Raw genomic sequence first — 18,428 nt, forward strand, 5'->3', positions numbered from 1 at the left:
CTTTTGCATGTTTGGTGAAAGAATGGTGAGAATTTGGAGTGTGACAAAATGTAAACAATCAATGAGAGGGTTAGGCTATAAGCTTCTGTTTTTTATAAAAAATAAGGTGCAGAGGTTGAAACCTAGGCATACTGCACCTTATTGAATCGACACTTAAAAGTGTTACTTGGATCAAAAGATGTTAACCAAGTTTTTGCAAAGTAATGCGTTAGTTTATTTGGTTGCGACCGTATCTAACCAAGCATGAAAGTCAGCGTCCATGCTGGTACCCCAATTCTTTACGATTTTTTGATAGCGTGGATAGTCACCGCGACGCACATGAAATAGCATCTCTTCGACTTTATCGCGTTGCTTTTCCATCATATAGCGTACTGCTAAGTAGCCCCAACGGTAGATACGATCGGTATTCCAGTTGGCACTGTTATTATAAAACAATTCGCTCAGTTGATAGGTTTTCTCGCCAGCCAACGCAAGTGCTCGCGGGTTATTGTTCATATGGGCAACATATTCACCTAGTCCTTCTCCCCACCAAATTAAATAAGGAGGCTCAGCAGCGGGCTCTGGACAATATTCTGGACCATAGTGATTATCATGAGGCGGTGCACAGTAATCACCATAAGTATTAAAACGACCATCTAAATAGTGCACAAACTCATGGTTTAAGTTCCACACCGTGCCCTTTTTCAAATAAGCCACATACTCGGCACTGTTGTCTTCTAAATGTGGTAAACCTTCGAGGTACATGCCGCCATTGTTAGAGGGTACGTCAAAATGATCGGTGACATACTTTACGTAATCTTCACGACTTGCGTAAATATTGGCGCGTAACACATCATTGTTGTCGTGTAATAGTGGCTTACCACGCGTATTGAATAGAGTGTGAAAACGCTTTTCTGTTTCTAGCAGTAATTTACAAGAATCTTCGATATTTTGCTGCGACATGGCTTGGAAACGTAAGACCAAGTTATCAGCGCAGTAATGCTGATTTGCAAGCACTTGGTTGATCTTCGCTTCATTGCGTTTCCAAGCTGGAATATAGACTTCACCTTCTTTAACGACATTGCCATATGCCAGCTTTACTTTACTATAATCTACGACAGCAGCTGGTTGCTCAGTGGTTTGACAACCTGCAAGCACGGCAAGCGATAGGACCACAGTTATTATTTTTGCTTTCATTGTTTCAAGTATCCAAATGCTTAATGTGAATTTTGTATACATTATACTTATTTTGATTTTGAATACACTAAAGAAAGTCGATTATTAAGTTTTTGTGCTAATTCACATATTTTTGCTTATATTTTGAAGCACAAAAAAGCCAACCTAAAAGGTTGGCTTGAGTTTCATAATGCAAGTATGACAACGTGTTATGAATTTTTGAAACTACCTAAATCTTAAATTTTTGCGGGAAAGCTCTGAGATAGATTTGCATCCCATTAGGCGCATATCTCTAATGAGCTCTTCTTGCATGAGGCCGAGTGCACGCTCGACACCTGGCTGACCCGCAGCAGCGAGCGGGTATAAATACATACGACCAATGCCCACAGCTTTTGCGCCCAGTGAAAGCGCTTTTAAAACATGAGTACCCCGTTGAATGCCGCTGTCGAATAGCACATCAATTTTATCACCGACGGCATCGACGATTTCAGCTAACTGATCGAATGAGCTACGAGCGCCATCCAGTTGTCGACCACCATGATTGGAGATCACAATCCCCGTGCAACCAATATCAACAGCACGTTTGGCATCTTCAACGGTCATAATGCCTTTTAGGCAGAACTGACCATCCCAAAACTTTACCATTTCGGCGACGTCGTCCCAGTTCATGGTTGGGTCGAGCATATTTGTGAAGTAGTCACCAATTGAGCTGGTGCTGCTCCCCATATTTATGTGTGCATCAAGCTGCGGCAGGCTAAATTTTTCGTGGAATACGTAGTTCAGCCCCCACATTGGTTTAATGGCGAACTGGATCAGGCCCGCGAGTGTTAAACGAAACGGAATTGAAAACCCCGTGCGCAAATCCCGTTCACGGTTGCCACCTGTGATTGAATCAACAGTTAGCATCATCACTTGTACACCCGCCGCCTTGGCACGCTCCATCATAGCGCGGTTTAACCCTCGGTCTTTATGAAAGTAAAATTGATAAACTTGAGGCGTCGAGGTTTGCTGGGCAATCTCTTCTAAACTGACAGTGCCAAGAGAAGACACGCCAAACATGGTGCCGTATTTCTCAGCGGCACCCGCAGTTGCGCGCTCACCTTGATGATGAAACAGTCTTTGTAATGCGGTGGGTGAGCAATACACTGGCATGTCGAGCTTTTGGCCCATGACAGTGACAGATAAATCAATATCTTCGACCCCCGTCAGTACGCTCGGTAGTAAATCACAACCTTCGAACGCCTCTGTATTGCGACGATAAGTAGTCTCATCGTCAGCGCCACCATCGATGTAATTAAAGATCGGGCCGGGCAAGCGTTGCTTTGCCAGTTTTCTAAAGTCTTGAAAGTTGTAGCATTGATTAAGGCGCATAACAGGTGTCCTAAGTGTTATCAGAAGTATGAGTACTGCTGTGTTTTGCGAAGTGTATGGCTGAAAACTACAAAGCGTTAATAGCAATAATAGAAAAGCATTTTTGCCAAATTGGCAACCTAACCATGTTAAATGGTTTAACAAACAGCTGAACAGAGCGCGTGACGCTGACTTAATCTTCGATAAATGCTCAGTTTAATGTTAATAACTTGCTAAATCAGCTCATCAAGGGATTTTAGTATTTTGTACTTTTTGGAAAAAGTCTTTGGCTTTATGTCCATTTATCGAAAGGTTAGCTACCCGTAAATTTTCATCCATAACAATAAACCTAAACTGAGGAGTGCGTGGTGAAACAGCTATCAAATAAAGTCGTTTTAGGGTTAGGTGCATGTGCACTGAGCCTCGCATCACAAGCGCAAGCTGTAGAAATACTGAACGTTAAACAGGGTGAAAAACAAACTAAGGTGGCAATTGGCGGTTACGGCAAGGTCGATATTCGTCATGTCTCTGGTGATGTGGCTTACCAAGATTATTGGTTAGCAAACTTTCCTGGAGGTGCCGCACAAGATACCTCGCATACGGCATTTAATGTTAAAGAGTCTCGAGTGAATTTAACTGTGCAGCATGGCGACATTAAAGGCTTTGTTGAGATGGATTTCTATGGCGGCGGTGGTAATGAAGTGGTTAGTAACTCATCAAATCCACGCTTAAGACATTTATATATTCAGTATAAGAACTGGATGGCGGGTCAAAACTGGACCACCTTTATGCCACTACACGCACTGCCAGAGTCACTTGATTTTGGTGGCCCACATGCTGGTGAGGTCTTTATTCGTCAAACTCAACTGAGGTACACCCATGGTGCGTGGCAGTTTGCGATTGAAAACCCAGAGACCAATGGTGACGGAGATATCGGCAGCAGTGTCAGTGGGGTGGGCGTGACGGGTGCTCAGGCAGATAAAGATGAATCGCTACCAGATTTTATTGCCCGTTATAACCACAAAGCGGATTGGGGCATGGTATCTGTGGCTGGCCTGTTACGCCAAGTTGATCAAGGCGGTTTAGATAAAACGGCGACTGCATTTAATATCGCGGCCAAAATTAACACCATTGGCAAAGACGATCTACGTTTTCAGGTAACCAGTGGGGACGCTGGGCGCTATGTTGCAGCGGGCATTACTCCTGACATAGTCACCGCAGAGGGTAAGCAAACAGCCGAAGTTGAAAGTACGGTGGCCTATGCGATTGCATATAGACACTTTTGGACACCAAAATTACGTTCATCGGTGTTTTACGGCAGTGCTTCAACAGATGTGCTTGAGCGCAAGCGCAGTCATTTTGGTGCGAACTTGATCACCAGCTACAACGAATATTTAGATTTAGGGGTTGAGCTTGGTAACTTTAGTGTTGACGATGAAGGCATGCAGAGCATTGATTCAAATTACTTACAATTCAGCGCCAAGCTAAAATTTTAACTAAAGGTTTTAATTAAATGTTCTCAGGACAATTTCTGAGCGCGATTTTTAAGCAAAAAGTTCTATAAATTTGTTTAAAGTAAAAAGAGTATCTTCATTTAATAAAGATACTCTTTTTTTGCTAAATACGCGTCACGAAGATGCTCTACGAGTAGATTAAGCTTTTTATCTGGCTGTCGCGATTTTGGATAAACCGCATAGACCCCAAGCTCCTTTGCTGTGTAATCAGCTAGCAAAGATACTAATCTGCCTGACATTAAATCATCATGAACCAGTGCGCGAGGTAAATAAGCAATACCAAAATTGGTTGCGGCTGCATCGCGAATGGCCGCAAGGCTATTGGTATAAAAGCGACCTTGTACTTGCACGTTTGCCTCTACACCATCTTGTTGGAAGAGCCAGTTGTCAGGGCCGACACCTTCATATTTGTAAATCAAACATTCATGATTCAGTAGGTCATTGGGTTTATGAGGAATACCATGCTGATTTAAGTAACTTGGGCTGGCACATACAATCCACTGTGAATCAATTAGCCTTCTCGCCACCAAAGAAGAGTCTTCAAGAAAAGCAGTTCTGATTGCTAAATCAAAGCCTTCATCAAGAATATTGACCAATCGATTGCTGACATGAAGTTCAACCTCAACATCAGGGTAGAGTTGGCAAAACTCAGCAATGGCTTTACTCAGTAATAGATTGGCTGAGACAGATGGCACGGTCACGCGAATTTTACCGCGTACAGCATCACCATAACCTGTCACTGTATCTTGTGCATCTTGCAATGCTTGTTTGGCCAAGCGCGCTTTACCGTAGAGGGCTTGTCCTGCATCGGTTAAGCTGAGTTTGCGCGTTGTACGATACAATAATTGTACATTTAAGGCTTTTTCTAAACGGCTGATCCGTTTGCTTACCACAGAATTGGTCATCTCAAGTTTTTCAGCGAGTTTAGAAAACGAGCCTTCATCAACGACTTGAACAAACAAGAAAATATCATCAGATTTAACCATAAATACACCTAACAGCCTCTTTCAACAATATTGATTATGTCAAAAAAGGAAAAAAACATTCTCTTTAATGAATATATATTAATAGTTAACAGAGTTGTACATTTCTATAAATTTTGTTTACTCGATGCTTAATTAACCTGAGCCTTGGTTAAGTACAAATAATTATATAAATCACAAATAAGCACGTTGTGGGTAAGTAAAACAATAAAAACTAGACAACAAGAGAAAGTAATATGAACGAATTAACACTAGGTGCATTGGCTTTATTGCCAATTGCATTAGCAGCTCTGCTGCTGGTGGGCCTGAGTTGGCCTGCGAAAAAAGCCATGCCTGTGGTGCTAGCAACGACTGCCGCACTGGCGCTCTTTGTATGGGATATGTCAACTAATCGCGTGTTAGCGTCAATTCTACAAGGCTTAGGGATCACCTTCTCTATCTTGTGGATAGTTTTTGGCGCAATTTTTTTATTGAATATGCTAAAGCATACTGGGGCCATTGGCGTCATCCGTGAAGGCTTTATGCACGTCTCGCCAGACCGACGTGTTCAAGCCATTGTGATTGCATGGTGCTTCGGCACGTTTATAGAAGGCGCCTCAGGCTTTGGTACGCCAGCGGCAATTGCCGCGCCATTATTGGTTGCAATCGGCTTTCCAGCTTTAGCAGCAGTGTTAATGGGCATGATGATCCAAAGTACGCCAGTCTCTTTTGGTGCTGTGGGCACACCTATTATCATCGGTGTAAATAAAGGGTTAGATACCACAGCAATTTCTGAACAGCTTGCGACTCAAGGCTGGACGTGGGAGCAATATCTGCAGCTCATTACCACCAATGTTTCAATTATTCATGCCATTGTGGGCACTGTGATGCCACTATTTATGGTGATGATGCTGACACGTTTTTTTGGAAAAAACAAAAGCTGGAAAGAAGGTCTTGAGGTGTTACCGTTTGCTATTTTTGCAGGTTTAGCCTTCACCGTTCCTTATGCATTAACTGGGGTTTTTCTCGGTCCTGAATTTCCATCGCTCCTTGGCGGTTTAGTGAGTATTGCCATTGTTGTTACCGCCGCGAAAAAAGGAGTTTTAGTGCCGAAAACACAATGGGATTTTGCGAATAAAGAGACTTGGCCTAAACAGTGGTTAGGCAACCTAGAGATTAAAGCTGAAAACATCAGCGGTAGTCGTTCAATGTCTATTGTCGTGGCTTGGGTGCCTTACTTAATCGTTGCGGCTTTATTAGTTTGTTCTCGTGTATTTACAGAATTTAAAGGGCTTTTAACTGGTTTGAGTATCAGCTTCAGTAATATTCTCGGTGAAACTGGGGTAAGCGCTTCTTTTGCCCCTTTATATTTGCCAGGTGGATTAATGGTGATTGCTGCTTTGGTTGCGCTCATTTTACAAGGTCAGTCGGGTCAAAAAGGTCAAATCGTACGAAATGCATTTGGTGAATCGACTAAAACCGTGATCAGTGCTGGCTTTGTTTTAATGTTTACTGTGCCAATGGTTCGTCTATTTATTAATTCAGGTGTGAACCTATCCGATTTACCTAGTATGCCAATGGCCAGTGCCCAGATGTTTGCCACTTGGTTTGGTGAGGCTTTTCCCCTTGTAAGCCCAACTATTGGTGCACTAGGTGCCTTTATTGCGGGCTCTAATACCGTATCAAATATGATGTTTAGCCAATTTCAGTTTGAAGCGGCAATGAGTTTAGGGTTATCGCCTGCATTAATTATAGCAGCACAAGCTGTGGGGGCTGCGGCAGGTAACATGATTGCCATTCATAACGTGGTCGCGGCAAGTGCAACAGTTGGCTTATTGGGTCAAGAAGGGGCCACACTCAGACGCACAATCGTGCCAACCTTATATTATGTTTTGGCGTCAGGCGCCTTAGTGATGACTGCCTTATATGTTTTGAATATTGCAGGACCGTTAAGTCATTAAAATGGAGAAGAATATGAACAACCAGCAGCTATTGGCCGCTTTGAGCAAAGTGTTAGGCAGCGAGAATATACAAACTCAAGCAAATAAAACCGAGCACTATAGAACGGGCTGGCGCTCGGGTGGCGGTAGTGCGCTGGCTGTTCTATTTCCGCAAAACTTATTGGCATTTTGGCACGCGCTAGAACTCTGTGTCGAAGCTGACTGCATAATGATAATGCAAGCGGCGAATACCGGTTTAACCGAAGGATCAACGCCTTCGAGTGACGGCTATGATAGAGACATCGTGATCTTTAACACTTTGGCAATGGATGACTTAGTGGTGCTAGAGCAGGGTAAACAAGTGTTGAGCTTTCCCGGCACTACGTTGCATAAGTTAGAAAAAACCTTGAAGCCTTTGGCAAGAGCGCCACACTCGGTGATAGGCTCTTCCTGTTTAGGGGCATCGATTGTTGGCGGGGTGGCAAACAACTCAGGTGGCGCATTGGTAAAGCGTGGGCCAGCTTATACTGAGTTGTCACTCTTTGCCCGCGTAGATGAAAAAGGCCAATTGCATTTAGTGAATCACTTAGGCATTGAATTGGGTGAAACGCCAGAAGAGATCTTAAAGAACTTGATGTCGGGTAACTTCGCTCACAACAACTTGGTCACCGGTAAATCAGCCAGTGCGACCGATTATGAAGGCTTATTACGCGATGTAGATGCTGATACGCCGAGTCGTTTTAATGCCGATACCTCAAAACTTTATGAGGCCAGTGGTTGTGCAGGTAAAATAGCTGTATTTGCTGTACGTCTAGATACCTTTGAAGTACCAAATCAAGAACAGACATTCTATATTGGTACTAATGACCCTAAAACTTTAAGCGATTTACGACGTCACATATTATCTGAATTTCAAAATTTGCCAGAGGTGGGGGAATACCTGCACCGCGAAATCTTCGATATTGCAGAAAAATATGGCAAAGATACTTTTTTAAGCATTCAGCATTTAGGCACCGATAGATTACCTAAGTTGTTTGCCTTAAAAGGGCGGTTAGATGCGACTTTTAAAAAGTGGCGCTTTATGCCAAGCAATTTCACCGACAAGGTGATGCAGTTGGCAAGCTACTTATTCCCACAGCATTTACCTAAGCGCATGCTCGAATTTAGAGATAATTATGAGCATCACTTAATCTTAAAAATGAGTGATGGTGGTATTGCCGAAGCCAAACAATTTCTAAAGTCATACTTTACTCAAAACCCGCAAGCGGGGGGGTATTTTGAATGTACGCCCGATGAAGCCAGTAAGGCATATTTACAACGTTTTGCAGCGGCAGGTGCTGCTATTCGTTATCAAGCATTGCATGAAGATAAAGTTGGAGACATTTTAGCGCTCGATATTGCCCTACGTAGAAATGACTTTGACTGGGTTGAGCAGTTGCCAGAAGACATTGCCTGTCAGGTCGATAAGCGCCTTTATTATGGGCATTTCTTCTGCCATGTATTTCATCAAGACTATGTGCTGAAAAAAGGTGCGGATGCTAAGAAAGTGAAAGCGCAAATGTTGGCACTACTTGATTCTCGAGGTGCTAAGTACCCGGCTGAGCACAATGTCGGTCATCTTTATGAAGCAGAAGAAGATGTAAAAGCATTTTATCGTTCATTAGACCCGACCAACCGCTTTAACCCTGGGGTGGGTAAGATGGAAAAGCATAAACGAAATTGCTCATGTTGCTGAACCTTTGAAACACATTATAGGCATAAAAGTTTTTACAAGTTGTCCTCAATACAATACCAATTCTATTAATGAGTCCCTCAAAATGATTAAGTATTAATAAGGATTGGTATCAAAGCAGTCTATCTCACTAGGCTGCCTTTTTTCTTGCTTGGCATTATCTGATAGTGGGTTGTCATTATTCGCTAGTGTGTGGCGCGTTATGATTGCCTAAACTAACCCTATCAACAAAGTACATAGATCTGGTAGGAGAAATATAATGGCGAATATGCATAACACAGCGCTAATCACAGGCGCTTCGAGTGGTATTGGGTTGGAGCTAGCAAAGCTTCACGCAGAAAAAGGCGGTGATCTTGTTTTAGTGGCACGTTCGGCTGATAAACTTGAACAGCTGGCCGAACAATTACGCAATGAACATAAAGTGCAAGTCACTGTCTTACCAGCGGATTTGTCTGAGCAGAATGCGGCAGAGCATATTTTCAACCAAACTCAGCAGCTAGGCATTGAGGTTGATACACTGATTAATAATGCCGGCTTTGGCGGTCATGGAAAATTTGCAGAACGTGCATTACATGCTGATCAAGCTATGATGCAAGTGAATATGAATGCATTGGTAGAACTCACTCATTATTTCACTCAAGGTATGATCCGCCGAAAGCAAGGTAAAATCTTGAATGTGTCGTCTACAGCTTCATTTATTCCTGGTCCGTTGCAAGCGGTATATTATGCAACTAAAGCATTCGTGACATCTTTCTCACAGGCGATTGCGCAAGAGTTAGCTGAGCATAACATTACAGTAACAGCACTTTGCCCTGGACCTGTGGCGACTGAATTTGCATCGGCAGGTAATTTAGATGGTGTTGAAGTATTTAATAACGCAAGATCGGCACGTTCAGTTGCTGAATGTGGCTATAATGCGATGCATCGCGGCGACTTACTGGCTTTTAATGAGGCTGGATTGAAGTTTTTATTAAATTGGGTGATCCCGTTTTTACCTCGAAAATTGGTATTAAAGTTATCTCGTCAATCCATGGAAAAAACAGCATAAAGAGGCTTGTATGAAGCGGGCAAAGCAATTTACTATTTCTCCTACTTGGCAGGTTTTACTCAAAGATATGCAGCTCGAACCGAGCATGGTGTTGGCTTTGGCGAAATTGCCCGCAGATCTATTTACTCGCCCAAATGCAACCTTATCCGTTGAAGGGTATTTTAATCTATGGCACGGTATTGAGCTGGCGGCAGGAGAGAGAAGTCTGCCGTTATTACTGGCTGAACATTTATCGGTTGAAGCTTTTGATGCGCCTCTTTTTGCAGCGGTTTGCAGCCCTAATCTGAATACTGCTCTAAAGCGTTTACAGCAGTACAAGCCACTCATTGGCCCAATGATGATGGATATTAAAGAGACAGCAAAATGGACTGGATTGACGGTAAGTTGTTATGGCTATCCAAGTTCATTACCAAAAAGCGTCGGTTTATTAGAATTGGTGTTTTTTACTCAACTTGCACGTTTAACAACTCGCCATTTCATAGAGCCTTTGTTTGTTCAATTGCCCGAGTTACCCGAGAACTTAGCTGAGTACCAAGCTTACTTTGGGTGTAAGTTAACTCAGGGCCCATCAGTGCAAATACATTTTAGTCATGAGGATACAAATAGACCCTTTTTAACTGCTAATGCGCCAATGTGGGCATTTTTTGCTGATGAGCTGCAACAAAAATTAAATGAGTTAGATGCGACAGCGACTATGGCTGAAAGAGTCACCGCAGTATTGTTAGAGGCATTACCAGCAGGGCATAGTGCAATTGAATATGTTGCTGAAAAGCTGGCCATGAGCAAACGCACACTGCAACGTAAATTAAGCGCTGAGAAAAGTAATTTTAATGACCTTTTACAATCAGTTCGAGCAGAGTTGGCGAGCCATTACCTACATGAATCTAAATTATCTTTAGGCGAAATAGCTTTTTTATTGGGGTATCAAGAGACTAACTCATTTATCAGAGCGTTTACCCAGTGGTTTGGTCAACCACCGGGTAGTTATAGGCAAGGTTAAACTCTAATTTAGAACTATTGAGTACCTTTAACAAGTGGAATGCCATTTGTGCCAACAGGAATATAAACGGTTGAATGATTTGGTGATTCAGCCATTTTTAACTGTGCGTTTATAGCTTCTAATTGTAGGTAATTAGGCGTTAAAGTTGCGTTAATTATTTTTTGTGCTTCAGCAATACCTTTTGCTTCTTCAATTCTAATTTCAGCATCTTTTTGCGCTATTGCTTTTTGGGTTTCTTTCTCGGCCAATAACTGTTGTGCTGCTAACTTTTTCTCAACGGCATTGGCAACAATCTCAGGGTAATTAATATTGCCAATAACTACTTGTTTCACGTCAAATGGGGTGTTATCCAAATAAGCTTTTAATTTAGATGTCACTCGTTGCGCTATTTGTTCGCGTTTAGCCTTAAGCTCTCTGCTGTCGTATTGTTGTACAGCATCGCGTACAAAAGTTCTGAAAGTTTCTTTGACATACCTTTCATACCAATTGTCACTTCCAAAACTTTCTACAACATCTTTAACTGCGCCAGATTTTATTGAAATAACAACATGAAAGTCGAAGCTAATATTAAGGTCATCATTTGCCAAAATATTAAAGCGTTCAGTGTATGTATTTGGCCTCATATCGACATTCAGTACTTTATTTCTCAGCAAAGAAAAGCCGTAGTTACTGGGTCCAATCAAGCTGCCTTGATATCCGCCAGAACCAAAAAATCTTGGTTGCTCGTATACATAACCTTCATGGCCCGCGGGTGTACTTGGATTTGTACACGAGGTTGCGGCAAACAATAGAAAAACTCCTAAAGCTATAATAGAGCCAATGGTACTACCTACTTTTGACTTTTTTTGCATCATGCGTGTGTTTCCTTTTTTTAAACTAGGTAGATATGTTAAATAATTGATTCTATTAAAACAAATCTATTCTTTATACATTTGTATTACAAGTTCGTCGTCATTCTAAAAGTTTATATTTGATATAACTATCTTTTGAGGTTTCATTGAGTTCCATGAAGCCGGCAAAGGTGCCGCGCATCGTCATTTCTGCATTTATAGGTAGTACTTGCCCCGACACTTCGGTAAAGGTTAAAACCATCTTAAATTTTTCTATGTTTGTCATGGCCATAGGGCTGAACTCAGCTAAATTCGTGATGGTAATTTGCTTAAGTAAGTGATTTTTTGGCGAGACGACTAATGTGCCTTTTAGCTTACCAATGGCGTCATCCCCGAGTTTTGGGATGTTGACATCAAAACTTGCCGTAATCGCCTCGTTTGTAGAATCGAGTAACTGTAATGAATCTATAGTAATAAGCTGATCAAGTTTAACACTGAAGGTTTTCTTGTCTTTATTGCGTTGTTTTATAAAAGCGCGCTTTTGTTTGTCGGTCGCAGGTTTTTTGTCTTTCGTGAGCAGTTGCCACTTTTGTCCCTCGGGAAGCGCACCGTTAAATGCTGCCGTATAGTCTGTGACTTCTCCTTCTTCGTTCTCAATGCTGTGTAGCTCAAATGCCCACTTTGTTTTGTCGACGTCTTTAATTCGCTGGATCGCATTCTGAACGACAGACTTTAAGTGTGACGCTTCAAATTGTGTTGCATTGGTTTGATTGCTTAAAAATAACAACCAAATAAGTAGTAAAAGTTGAAAGATAGTTCGCATGGCTTTGCTCCTTAATTTTACTTGATGGTCGCAAGTCAGGTGTGAAAACAATGTGAAAGCAAAATCAGACTAAACTTAATGGCAGTGTAAGACGTAAAAATAAGTGATGAATGCAATAAGGTCGGCATATGAAGAATAATTTAGAGTCAAAACATATTTTGCGTGTATATGAGCATATTCAACAACATGGTGAGCCATACGAACAGGGCAAGCATTTAGAAGGGATCACGGCGTTCTCTGACATTGATGGCTATACCATCTATTTGCAGGGTAATGGGGTGCTGCTCCGTTTTGGGTTTCATAACAAATATGACCTTGAATACGAGCACAGTAAATTAAAAGAAGAATTTTTGAAAAAGCTGGATGTCATTGCCAAGCAATTTCAGTAAAACCAAAAAGGAATAATAAATTGATGAAACAACTTTTACTTATATTTGTATTGTTTTTATTAACGGGCTGTGCAGCCCAATACCCAAACCAAGATGTGACGGGAAAAGCTTTTCCTAGTGTTTCAGGTGGAAGCCTAGAAAAGCAGCGTATTAACCTACCTGATTTCGTTAAAGGTGAAGTTGCACTATTTTTGGTTGGCTACAAGCAGGACAGTCAGTTCGACATTGACCGTTGGTTGATTGGCTTGGATATGAAAGGCGCTGATATTAAAGCGTATGAGTTACCCACCATTGCTGGCATGTTCCCTAGAATGTTTAGCACGCAAATCGATGAGGGCATGCGTCGTGGAATTCCTAAAGAGCTATGGGGTGGGGTGATCACCATTTATGAAGACGGTGAAAAAATCCAAGCGTTTACAGGTAATGAAAACCCGAATAACGCCAGAGTGATGCTACTCGATAAAAACGGCAAAATTATCTACTTCTACGACAGAGGGTTTTCTGTTTCGGCATTGAATGAAGTGCTAGCACTGGCTGAAGGACAGTAAAAAGAAGTGAAAAAATAGCAGCCTGAACTTTACTAAATGTTCAGGCTGATTATAGATTTAATGCAATTTCATCTTAGGGCGCACGCTGCGCAGTAACTTTTCTGATAACCACAAAGCCGTGGTTTTAATTGGGCCGTGAATGGCGTTTTGATGCATACGATAAAGCGATAAATACATCACTCGCGCTAGATTACCTTCGATAAACATGGTGTTATTAGTCAGGTTGCCCATTAAGCTTCCTACTGCACTGAAGCGAGAAAGGTTCACCAGTGAACCGTGATCTTTATAAACAAAAGGTTTTGGCGCTTTGCCTGTGAATTTGGCTAAAATATTGTGCGCGACATTACTCGCCATCTGATGTGCAGCTTGCGCGCGAGGTGGCACGAAAGTGCCATCTTCTTGCTCGCAGGCACAAGCATCACCCAATACATGGATGTGTGAAGTGCCTTTTGCCTGTAAATATTCGTCTACTTTAATTTGATTGTTGCGAGTGAACTCAAAGCAGTCGAGGTTTTTAATAAAGTCAGCCACTTTTACACCCGCCGCCCAAAGCATTAAATCGGCTTGGATCAAGGTATTGTCGTCGGTGATAAAGCCCTCAGAAGTTGCTTTGCTCACTTTGGTGCCTTCTAAGATATTTACACCCAAATGACGCAACTCGTCTCGCGCAGAGTTACTTATTCGAGTCGGTAGGGCAGGTAGTATAGTTGGCCCGGCTTCAATTAAATGAATGGTGAGCTTGGTGCTGGTAAACGCACTCATACCATAGTGTTTTAGAAGTTGAGCGACATGAACAAGTTCGGCGCTGAGTTCAACACCGGTTGCCCCACCACCGACAATGGCGATTGAAAGACGATTTTGTTCTTCAGGTAATTGGCTTGCAGCTTGATGTACACGCGTGAAGCAGTTAAGTAGCGCATGTTGAAAGCGCTCGGCTTGCTGGTGAGAGTCTAAGAAATAACAATGTTTACTGACACCAGGCGTATTAAAGTCATTGCTGACACTTCCAATGGCGATGATTAACTCATCATAGTGAACGGTACGTTGTGGCAAAATTAATTCACCGTCTGAATCATATTGCTCTTTTAGGTATATTGCTTGTTTTTCAGCGTCTAAATTGATGAACTCACCCAGAATAAACTGAAATCCATGCCGAGCCGCATGGGCAGAATAAACGACACCATCTAAGCTTGTGTCGAGTGAGCCTGTCGCCACTTCATGTAAGAGCGGTTTCCAGATATGTGTTCGGTTCTTATCGATTAAAGTTATATTTGCGCGACGAGACTTCCCAAGTTTATTCCCTAATTTACTTGCCAGTTCTAGGCCACCAGCGCCGCCACCGATGATGACAATATTGGGATGCGTGTTAATCATAGTTGTGCCCTTTAAAAAGTTATAAAGAGCTGAGCACAATCCTTTGTAAATATCAGATTTACGTACATGATGTTCAGGTCGTTATAACCTTGCACAACTTGAGGTTATTGTACGCCTAACTGTTTGCTAGCAATATGAAAAAAGTATTTCTAAATGTTTCAAATTGAGTATGGAAAAGGCTGCAAAAGCAGCCCTTTAATGATCGTTAATCATTAAGCCAAATTTGGCAAGTAACGTTCATCGGGTAGATAGGTTTGCTCTAAAGCTGGAGTTGAAGCATTGCGTTCAGTTAAGGAGAAAAATTCTACCGTTCGGTTCATCACTTGTGCTTGTTCCGCCATGGCTTCACCAGCTGCGGCTGCTTCCTCAACCAGTGCTGCATTTTGCTGGGTCATCTGATCCATTTGAGTAATCGCAGTATTAATCTGCATAATGCTTTCTGATTGATGTCTTGCTGATTGGGCAATCTCAGCCATCATGACGCGTACTTTGCTGGTGGCTTCAACGATTTCACTTAAGGTGTCGCCAGAGCGGTTTACTAAGTCGGTGCCTTCTTCAACTTTAGATTGGCTGTCTCTGATCAGATCTTTGATCTCTTTTGCTGCATTTGATGAGCGCTGGGCTAGGTTACGTACTTCACCAGCAACGACAGCAAACCCTCGACCTTGTTCACCCGCTCGGGCTGCTTCTACAGCCGCATTCAAGGCAAGTAAGTTAGTTTGGAATGCGATATCATCAATTACACTAATGATCTCGGTGATTTGTTTACTCGACTGATTGATTTCACGCATTGCGCTGACGGCTTGTTTCACGACTTCACCGCCATGACTGGCTTTGTCTTCAGCAGTCATAGAAAGGGCATTTGCATCTTCGGCTTTTTCAGAGCTCTGACGAACAATCTCGGTAACTTCATCCATACTTGCCGAGGTTTCTTCTAGGCTACTGGCTTGCTCTTCAGTACGTTGACTCAAATCTGCATTACCTTGAGCTATTTCATTTGCGCCCTGAGTAATACTGCCAGAGGCATGGGTGATGTTTTCAATGACCTCGGTCAGTTTATCGGCCGTGCTGTTGGTATCTTGTTTTAGCTGACCAAAAGAGCCTTCGTAATCGTTGGTGATACGTTTACTTAAGTCGCCCTGAGCTAATGCACTCAGCACTTTTGTGACGTCATCAAGTGCAATCTCGACCGTAGATACAAGGTTATTTAAGCCTGTACTGAGTTTTTCAAAGAAGCCTGTCTTATCTTGAAGAGATAGCTTCTGGCTTAAGTCACCCTGTGCGGCAGATTGCACTAAGTTGTCTATTTCTTTTTCAATATTTACTTCTGCGGTTCTGTCAGTCCACTCGAGTACTGTACCAATACGTTCGTTATTTACGAAGATAGGATTAGAGGTCACAGAAAAGACCCGCTCTTCAATGTATTCAGTGCTATTGTGGGTATGTGATAAGTTATTAAATAAGACACGTTGCTGCTCTGGTTCCAAGTAGAATTGATTAACTGGAAAGCCAATTAGGTTGTTGGCATCGAACTGCCCTATGTGGGCTTGAATATCGCCTTCAGCACTTTCTATGGTGCTTTTCAGTGCTTGGTTCGCATAGATGATATTAAGGTTTTTGTCTGCAATCATGACATTGCCCGAGACACTATCAAGGGCATATCTTACTCTGGCATTTTCAGCTGCAATACGTGTCTTTTCCCGCTCTTGAGCCAACCAGTCAGTTCTATCTTGCCATTCTAATACTGTACCAACACGTTCACCCTCAACACTAACAGGGCTAACGATAACAGTGAATGTTCTACCAGCAATCACAAACTCAGTTTCAATGCTTGTCGTTTGAGTTTTGAACTCTTCTACTTTATTGCTGAAATGTTCAAAAAACGCATCGACTCGATTCCCAATAATGGCTTCTGGATTAAAGTGTGGAATAGCTTGTTTTATATCTTGGCTGGCAATTTTAAACATGTCATGAATGGCGTTATTCATGTAAATTACACTTAGTTTTTTATCTGCGATCATCACCTGACCAGAAGAGCCATCTAAAGCATATTTTACACGTGCATTTTCAGAGGCAATACGTGCTTTCTCTTTTGCCGCTGCAAGCTCATCTGTTCTATCTTGCCACTCGAATACCGTACCAACACGTTGCGCTTCAACGATGACAGGGCTTGCGACCAGCTTGAATGTTCTTCCTGCAATTTCAAATTGCTCTTCAAGGCTAGTGGTTAGACTTTCAATCTGTGCAAGGTGTTGTTCAAAGTAAGGCATTAATCCATTGATTTGCGCATTTAGAATATGCTTTGCACTAAAGTGAGGTAGCTCAGTTTGTAATTGCGTTTCAACTTCTTCAAACATGTGTTGAATTGAGCTATTTAAATAAATGACTTGATGCTCAGTATTGGTGATCATGACATTAGAATTGGCGTTATCTAATGCACTTTTAATACGGGCATTGACCCTTGCCACACGACGTTCTTGTTCTTCTTTTTCACGGATGAGTTTTAAGCTTTCTCGCATTTCGAGCATAGATTTGAAGACACCTTGCGGTGCTCGTTCATTATAGTCTTGGTCTAAGTCGCCTTTTGATATGGCGGTCGCAATGTTATCTAGCTCACTAGGATCTTTACCGAGTTGCTTCATTACCATTCGAAGTAAGAAAAATACGATAGCAGCACTAATTACAAGCGCTGTCATGAACATAATGAAAATTTGCGATACGGCTTGTTCATTAGAGGCTTTTAATTGAGGGCCTAGAATATCTTGATCCGACTTAACAGAATTACTTAAATCTTTGACTAAAGCGGCGAAACGCGGACCTATCACATCTAATACATTGGTTACTTTGTCATTTCTGTCGATTATAAGACTTTGAACTTGATTAAAGGCATTTGTGTAATCAAGGAACATATCATTGATGTTGTTTAGCCTAGTTTGATTTTCTGTATTTAAATTAAATGTACTCATATTTATGAGCTGGTCTTGGAAGCTAGAGAATTCTTTATTGACTCGCTCAGACGCTGAAAGTTGGTTACTTTCAAGGTATTTCACAACATATAATCGGCCTAGTAATAAGTTGCGCATTGCTTCACCTGCGGCATAAGCCAATTGCGTATTATTAGATTGGGCGGCACTTTGCATGACTTGCGTTAGCTCACGCTCCATTCTAGGACCAATAATATCTAGTTGGTTTAACACTAATTCATTGCGCTCAACCCGATACGCTTTTATGACTTCGAATGTCACATTATATTGCTCAATTTCTTGAATGAGTTTAGTGACCATTTGTGCCCGTTCAGGCTTATTTATCTCTTGTTTGGCATCGAGTATGAGACGATCAACTTCTTCAAAGTATTGGTTGTATTCACGAAGGTCTTTTTCACTCCCTGTGAGAAGAAAGTCTTTCACATTCATTCGCACCATAAGCATGTTTGATTGTAATGTGCTCGCAAGGTTGGAATCTCTTGCAAGTTCCCGATAGCTTTTGAATCCTTCGTCGGCAGATGTTAATGCTAAATAGGCGGTCATTCCGATTGCCGCTAAAATGCACAAAATTAAAGTAAAGGCTGATATGAGTTTTGCTTTGAGTGTGCTGAAAATATTAAATGAGGGAGTTGCAGTGTCCATGCCTAGCTTCCTAAAAATGTACCAATAATAAAAGATGCAATACTAAGTGGTAGCCTAGTATTTATACAAAATCAAAGTATAAAGTTTTCTTTATATAACCAAAATACATAGATTGTTCCACTTTTGGAAATGATCTG

The 18,428-nt window shown here is 41.9% G+C and carries 14 protein-coding genes; 7 read left to right on the top strand and 7 right to left on the bottom strand.

Annotated elements, in window-relative coordinates; translation table 11 throughout:
• Positions 1-213: 213 nt before the first annotated feature.
• Together PP2015_RS03965 and PP2015_RS03970 are read right to left on the bottom strand one after the other, a co-directional pair.
• Positions 214-1,176 carry a collagenase gene (locus PP2015_RS03965; RefSeq protein WP_083496626.1) on the bottom strand — a complete coding sequence of 321 codons (963 nt, stop codon included), beginning with the start codon at positions 1,174-1,176 and terminating at the stop codon, positions 214-216.
• A 204-nt stretch (positions 1,177-1,380) separates the two neighbouring features.
• Complete coding sequence (locus tag PP2015_RS03970; protein ID WP_058029044.1) at positions 1,381-2,526, bottom strand: alpha-hydroxy acid oxidase; 1,146 nt, start codon at positions 2,524-2,526, stop codon at positions 1,381-1,383.
• A gap of 347 nt (positions 2,527-2,873) precedes the next feature.
• On the opposite strand from PP2015_RS03970, the gene PP2015_RS03975 reads away from it, so the two are divergent.
• On the top strand, positions 2,874-4,001 hold the full coding sequence (locus PP2015_RS03975; RefSeq protein ID WP_193330485.1) for a DcaP family trimeric outer membrane transporter: 1,128 nt from the start codon (positions 2,874-2,876) through the stop codon (positions 3,999-4,001).
• A gap of 98 nt (positions 4,002-4,099) precedes the next feature.
• Here the strand turns inward: PP2015_RS03975 and PP2015_RS03980 are convergent, their stop codons facing one another.
• Complete coding sequence (locus PP2015_RS03980) at positions 4,100-5,005, bottom strand: LysR family transcriptional regulator (RefSeq protein WP_058029046.1); 906 nt, start codon at positions 5,003-5,005, stop codon at positions 4,100-4,102.
• Positions 5,006-5,238: 233 nt separating this feature from the next.
• Between PP2015_RS03980 and PP2015_RS03985 the strand changes: the two genes are divergently transcribed.
• From PP2015_RS03985 to PP2015_RS04000, 4 genes are all read left to right on the top strand, one after another.
• Entirely contained in the window at positions 5,239-6,942 is a 1,704-nt protein-coding gene (locus PP2015_RS03985) for an L-lactate permease (protein WP_058029047.1), read from the top strand.
• Positions 6,943-6,955: 13 nt separating this feature from the next.
• Positions 6,956-8,656 (top strand): D-lactate dehydrogenase, encoded by a 1,701-nt coding sequence (gene dld, locus PP2015_RS03990; protein WP_058029048.1) that lies wholly within the window; start codon positions 6,956-6,958, stop codon positions 8,654-8,656.
• A 256-nt stretch (positions 8,657-8,912) separates the two neighbouring features.
• Positions 8,913-9,701 (top strand): SDR family NAD(P)-dependent oxidoreductase, encoded by a 789-nt coding sequence (locus PP2015_RS03995; protein WP_227009192.1) that lies wholly within the window; start codon positions 8,913-8,915, stop codon positions 9,699-9,701.
• Positions 9,702-9,711: 10 nt separating this feature from the next.
• Positions 9,712-10,701: an AraC family transcriptional regulator gene (locus tag PP2015_RS04000; protein WP_058029049.1), complete on the top strand. Its 990-nt coding sequence runs from the start codon at positions 9,712-9,714 to the stop codon at positions 10,699-10,701.
• A gap of 14 nt (positions 10,702-10,715) precedes the next feature.
• Here PP2015_RS04000 and PP2015_RS04005 read toward each other — a convergent pair whose 3' ends face one another.
• Together PP2015_RS04005 and PP2015_RS04010 are read right to left on the bottom strand one after the other, a co-directional pair.
• Entirely contained in the window at positions 10,716-11,555 is an 840-nt protein-coding gene (locus PP2015_RS04005; protein WP_058029050.1) for an SPFH domain-containing protein, read from the bottom strand.
• Positions 11,556-11,652: 97 nt separating this feature from the next.
• On the bottom strand, positions 11,653-12,354 hold the full coding sequence (locus tag PP2015_RS04010) for a hypothetical protein (protein WP_058029051.1): 702 nt from the start codon (positions 12,352-12,354) through the stop codon (positions 11,653-11,655).
• A gap of 128 nt (positions 12,355-12,482) precedes the next feature.
• Here PP2015_RS04010 and PP2015_RS04015 point away from each other — a divergent pair, with 128 nt between their 5' ends.
• Together PP2015_RS04015 and PP2015_RS04020 are read left to right on the top strand one after the other, a co-directional pair.
• Positions 12,483-12,743: a DUF3081 domain-containing protein gene (locus tag PP2015_RS04015; RefSeq protein WP_058029052.1), complete on the top strand. Its 261-nt coding sequence runs from the start codon at positions 12,483-12,485 to the stop codon at positions 12,741-12,743.
• 20 nt (positions 12,744-12,763) lie between these two features.
• Entirely contained in the window at positions 12,764-13,291 is a 528-nt protein-coding gene (locus PP2015_RS04020; protein ID WP_058029053.1) for a hypothetical protein, read from the top strand.
• A gap of 57 nt (positions 13,292-13,348) precedes the next feature.
• Here PP2015_RS04020 and PP2015_RS04025 read toward each other — a convergent pair whose 3' ends face one another.
• Together PP2015_RS04025 and PP2015_RS04030 are read right to left on the bottom strand one after the other, a co-directional pair.
• A complete protein-coding gene (locus PP2015_RS04025) occupies positions 13,349-14,665 on the bottom strand; it encodes an NAD(P)/FAD-dependent oxidoreductase (protein WP_058029054.1) in 1,317 nt (438 codons plus the stop codon).
• Positions 14,666-14,877: 212 nt separating this feature from the next.
• Entirely contained in the window at positions 14,878-18,291 is a 3,414-nt protein-coding gene (locus PP2015_RS04030) for a methyl-accepting chemotaxis protein (protein WP_058029055.1), read from the bottom strand.
• Positions 18,292-18,428 lie beyond the last annotated feature (137 nt).

The sequence above is a fragment of the Pseudoalteromonas phenolica genome (assembly GCF_001444405.1).
Taxonomy (GTDB): Bacteria; Pseudomonadota; Gammaproteobacteria; order Enterobacterales; family Alteromonadaceae; genus Pseudoalteromonas; species Pseudoalteromonas phenolica.

Excerpts from the sequence above, each read along its gene's own strand:
- PP2015_RS04030 (WP_058029055.1), bottom strand. The coding sequence starts at position 18,291 with ATGGACACTGCAACTCCCTCATTTAATATTTTCAGCACACTCAAAGCA.
- PP2015_RS03970 (WP_058029044.1), bottom strand. The coding sequence starts at position 2,526 with ATGCGCCTTAATCAATGCTACAACTTTCAAGACTTTAGAAAACTGGCA.
- PP2015_RS04010 (WP_058029051.1), bottom strand. The coding sequence starts at position 12,354 with ATGCGAACTATCTTTCAACTTTTACTACTTATTTGGTTGTTATTTTTA.
- PP2015_RS04015 (WP_058029052.1), top strand. The coding sequence starts at position 12,483 with ATGAAGAATAATTTAGAGTCAAAACATATTTTGCGTGTATATGAGCAT.
- PP2015_RS03995 (WP_227009192.1), top strand. The coding sequence starts at position 8,913 with ATGGCGAATATGCATAACACAGCGCTAATCACAGGCGCTTCGAGTGGT.
- PP2015_RS03965 (WP_083496626.1), bottom strand. The coding sequence starts at position 1,176 with ATGAAAGCAAAAATAATAACTGTGGTCCTATCGCTTGCCGTGCTTGCA.
- PP2015_RS04005 (WP_058029050.1), bottom strand. The coding sequence starts at position 11,555 with ATGATGCAAAAAAAGTCAAAAGTAGGTAGTACCATTGGCTCTATTATA.
- dld (WP_058029048.1), top strand. The coding sequence starts at position 6,956 with ATGAACAACCAGCAGCTATTGGCCGCTTTGAGCAAAGTGTTAGGCAGC.
- PP2015_RS03985 (WP_058029047.1), top strand. The coding sequence starts at position 5,239 with ATGAACGAATTAACACTAGGTGCATTGGCTTTATTGCCAATTGCATTA.
- PP2015_RS04000 (WP_058029049.1), top strand. The coding sequence starts at position 9,712 with ATGAAGCGGGCAAAGCAATTTACTATTTCTCCTACTTGGCAGGTTTTA.
- PP2015_RS03980 (WP_058029046.1), bottom strand. The coding sequence starts at position 5,005 with ATGGTTAAATCTGATGATATTTTCTTGTTTGTTCAAGTCGTTGATGAA.
- PP2015_RS04025 (WP_058029054.1), bottom strand. The coding sequence starts at position 14,665 with ATGATTAACACGCATCCCAATATTGTCATCATCGGTGGCGGCGCTGGT.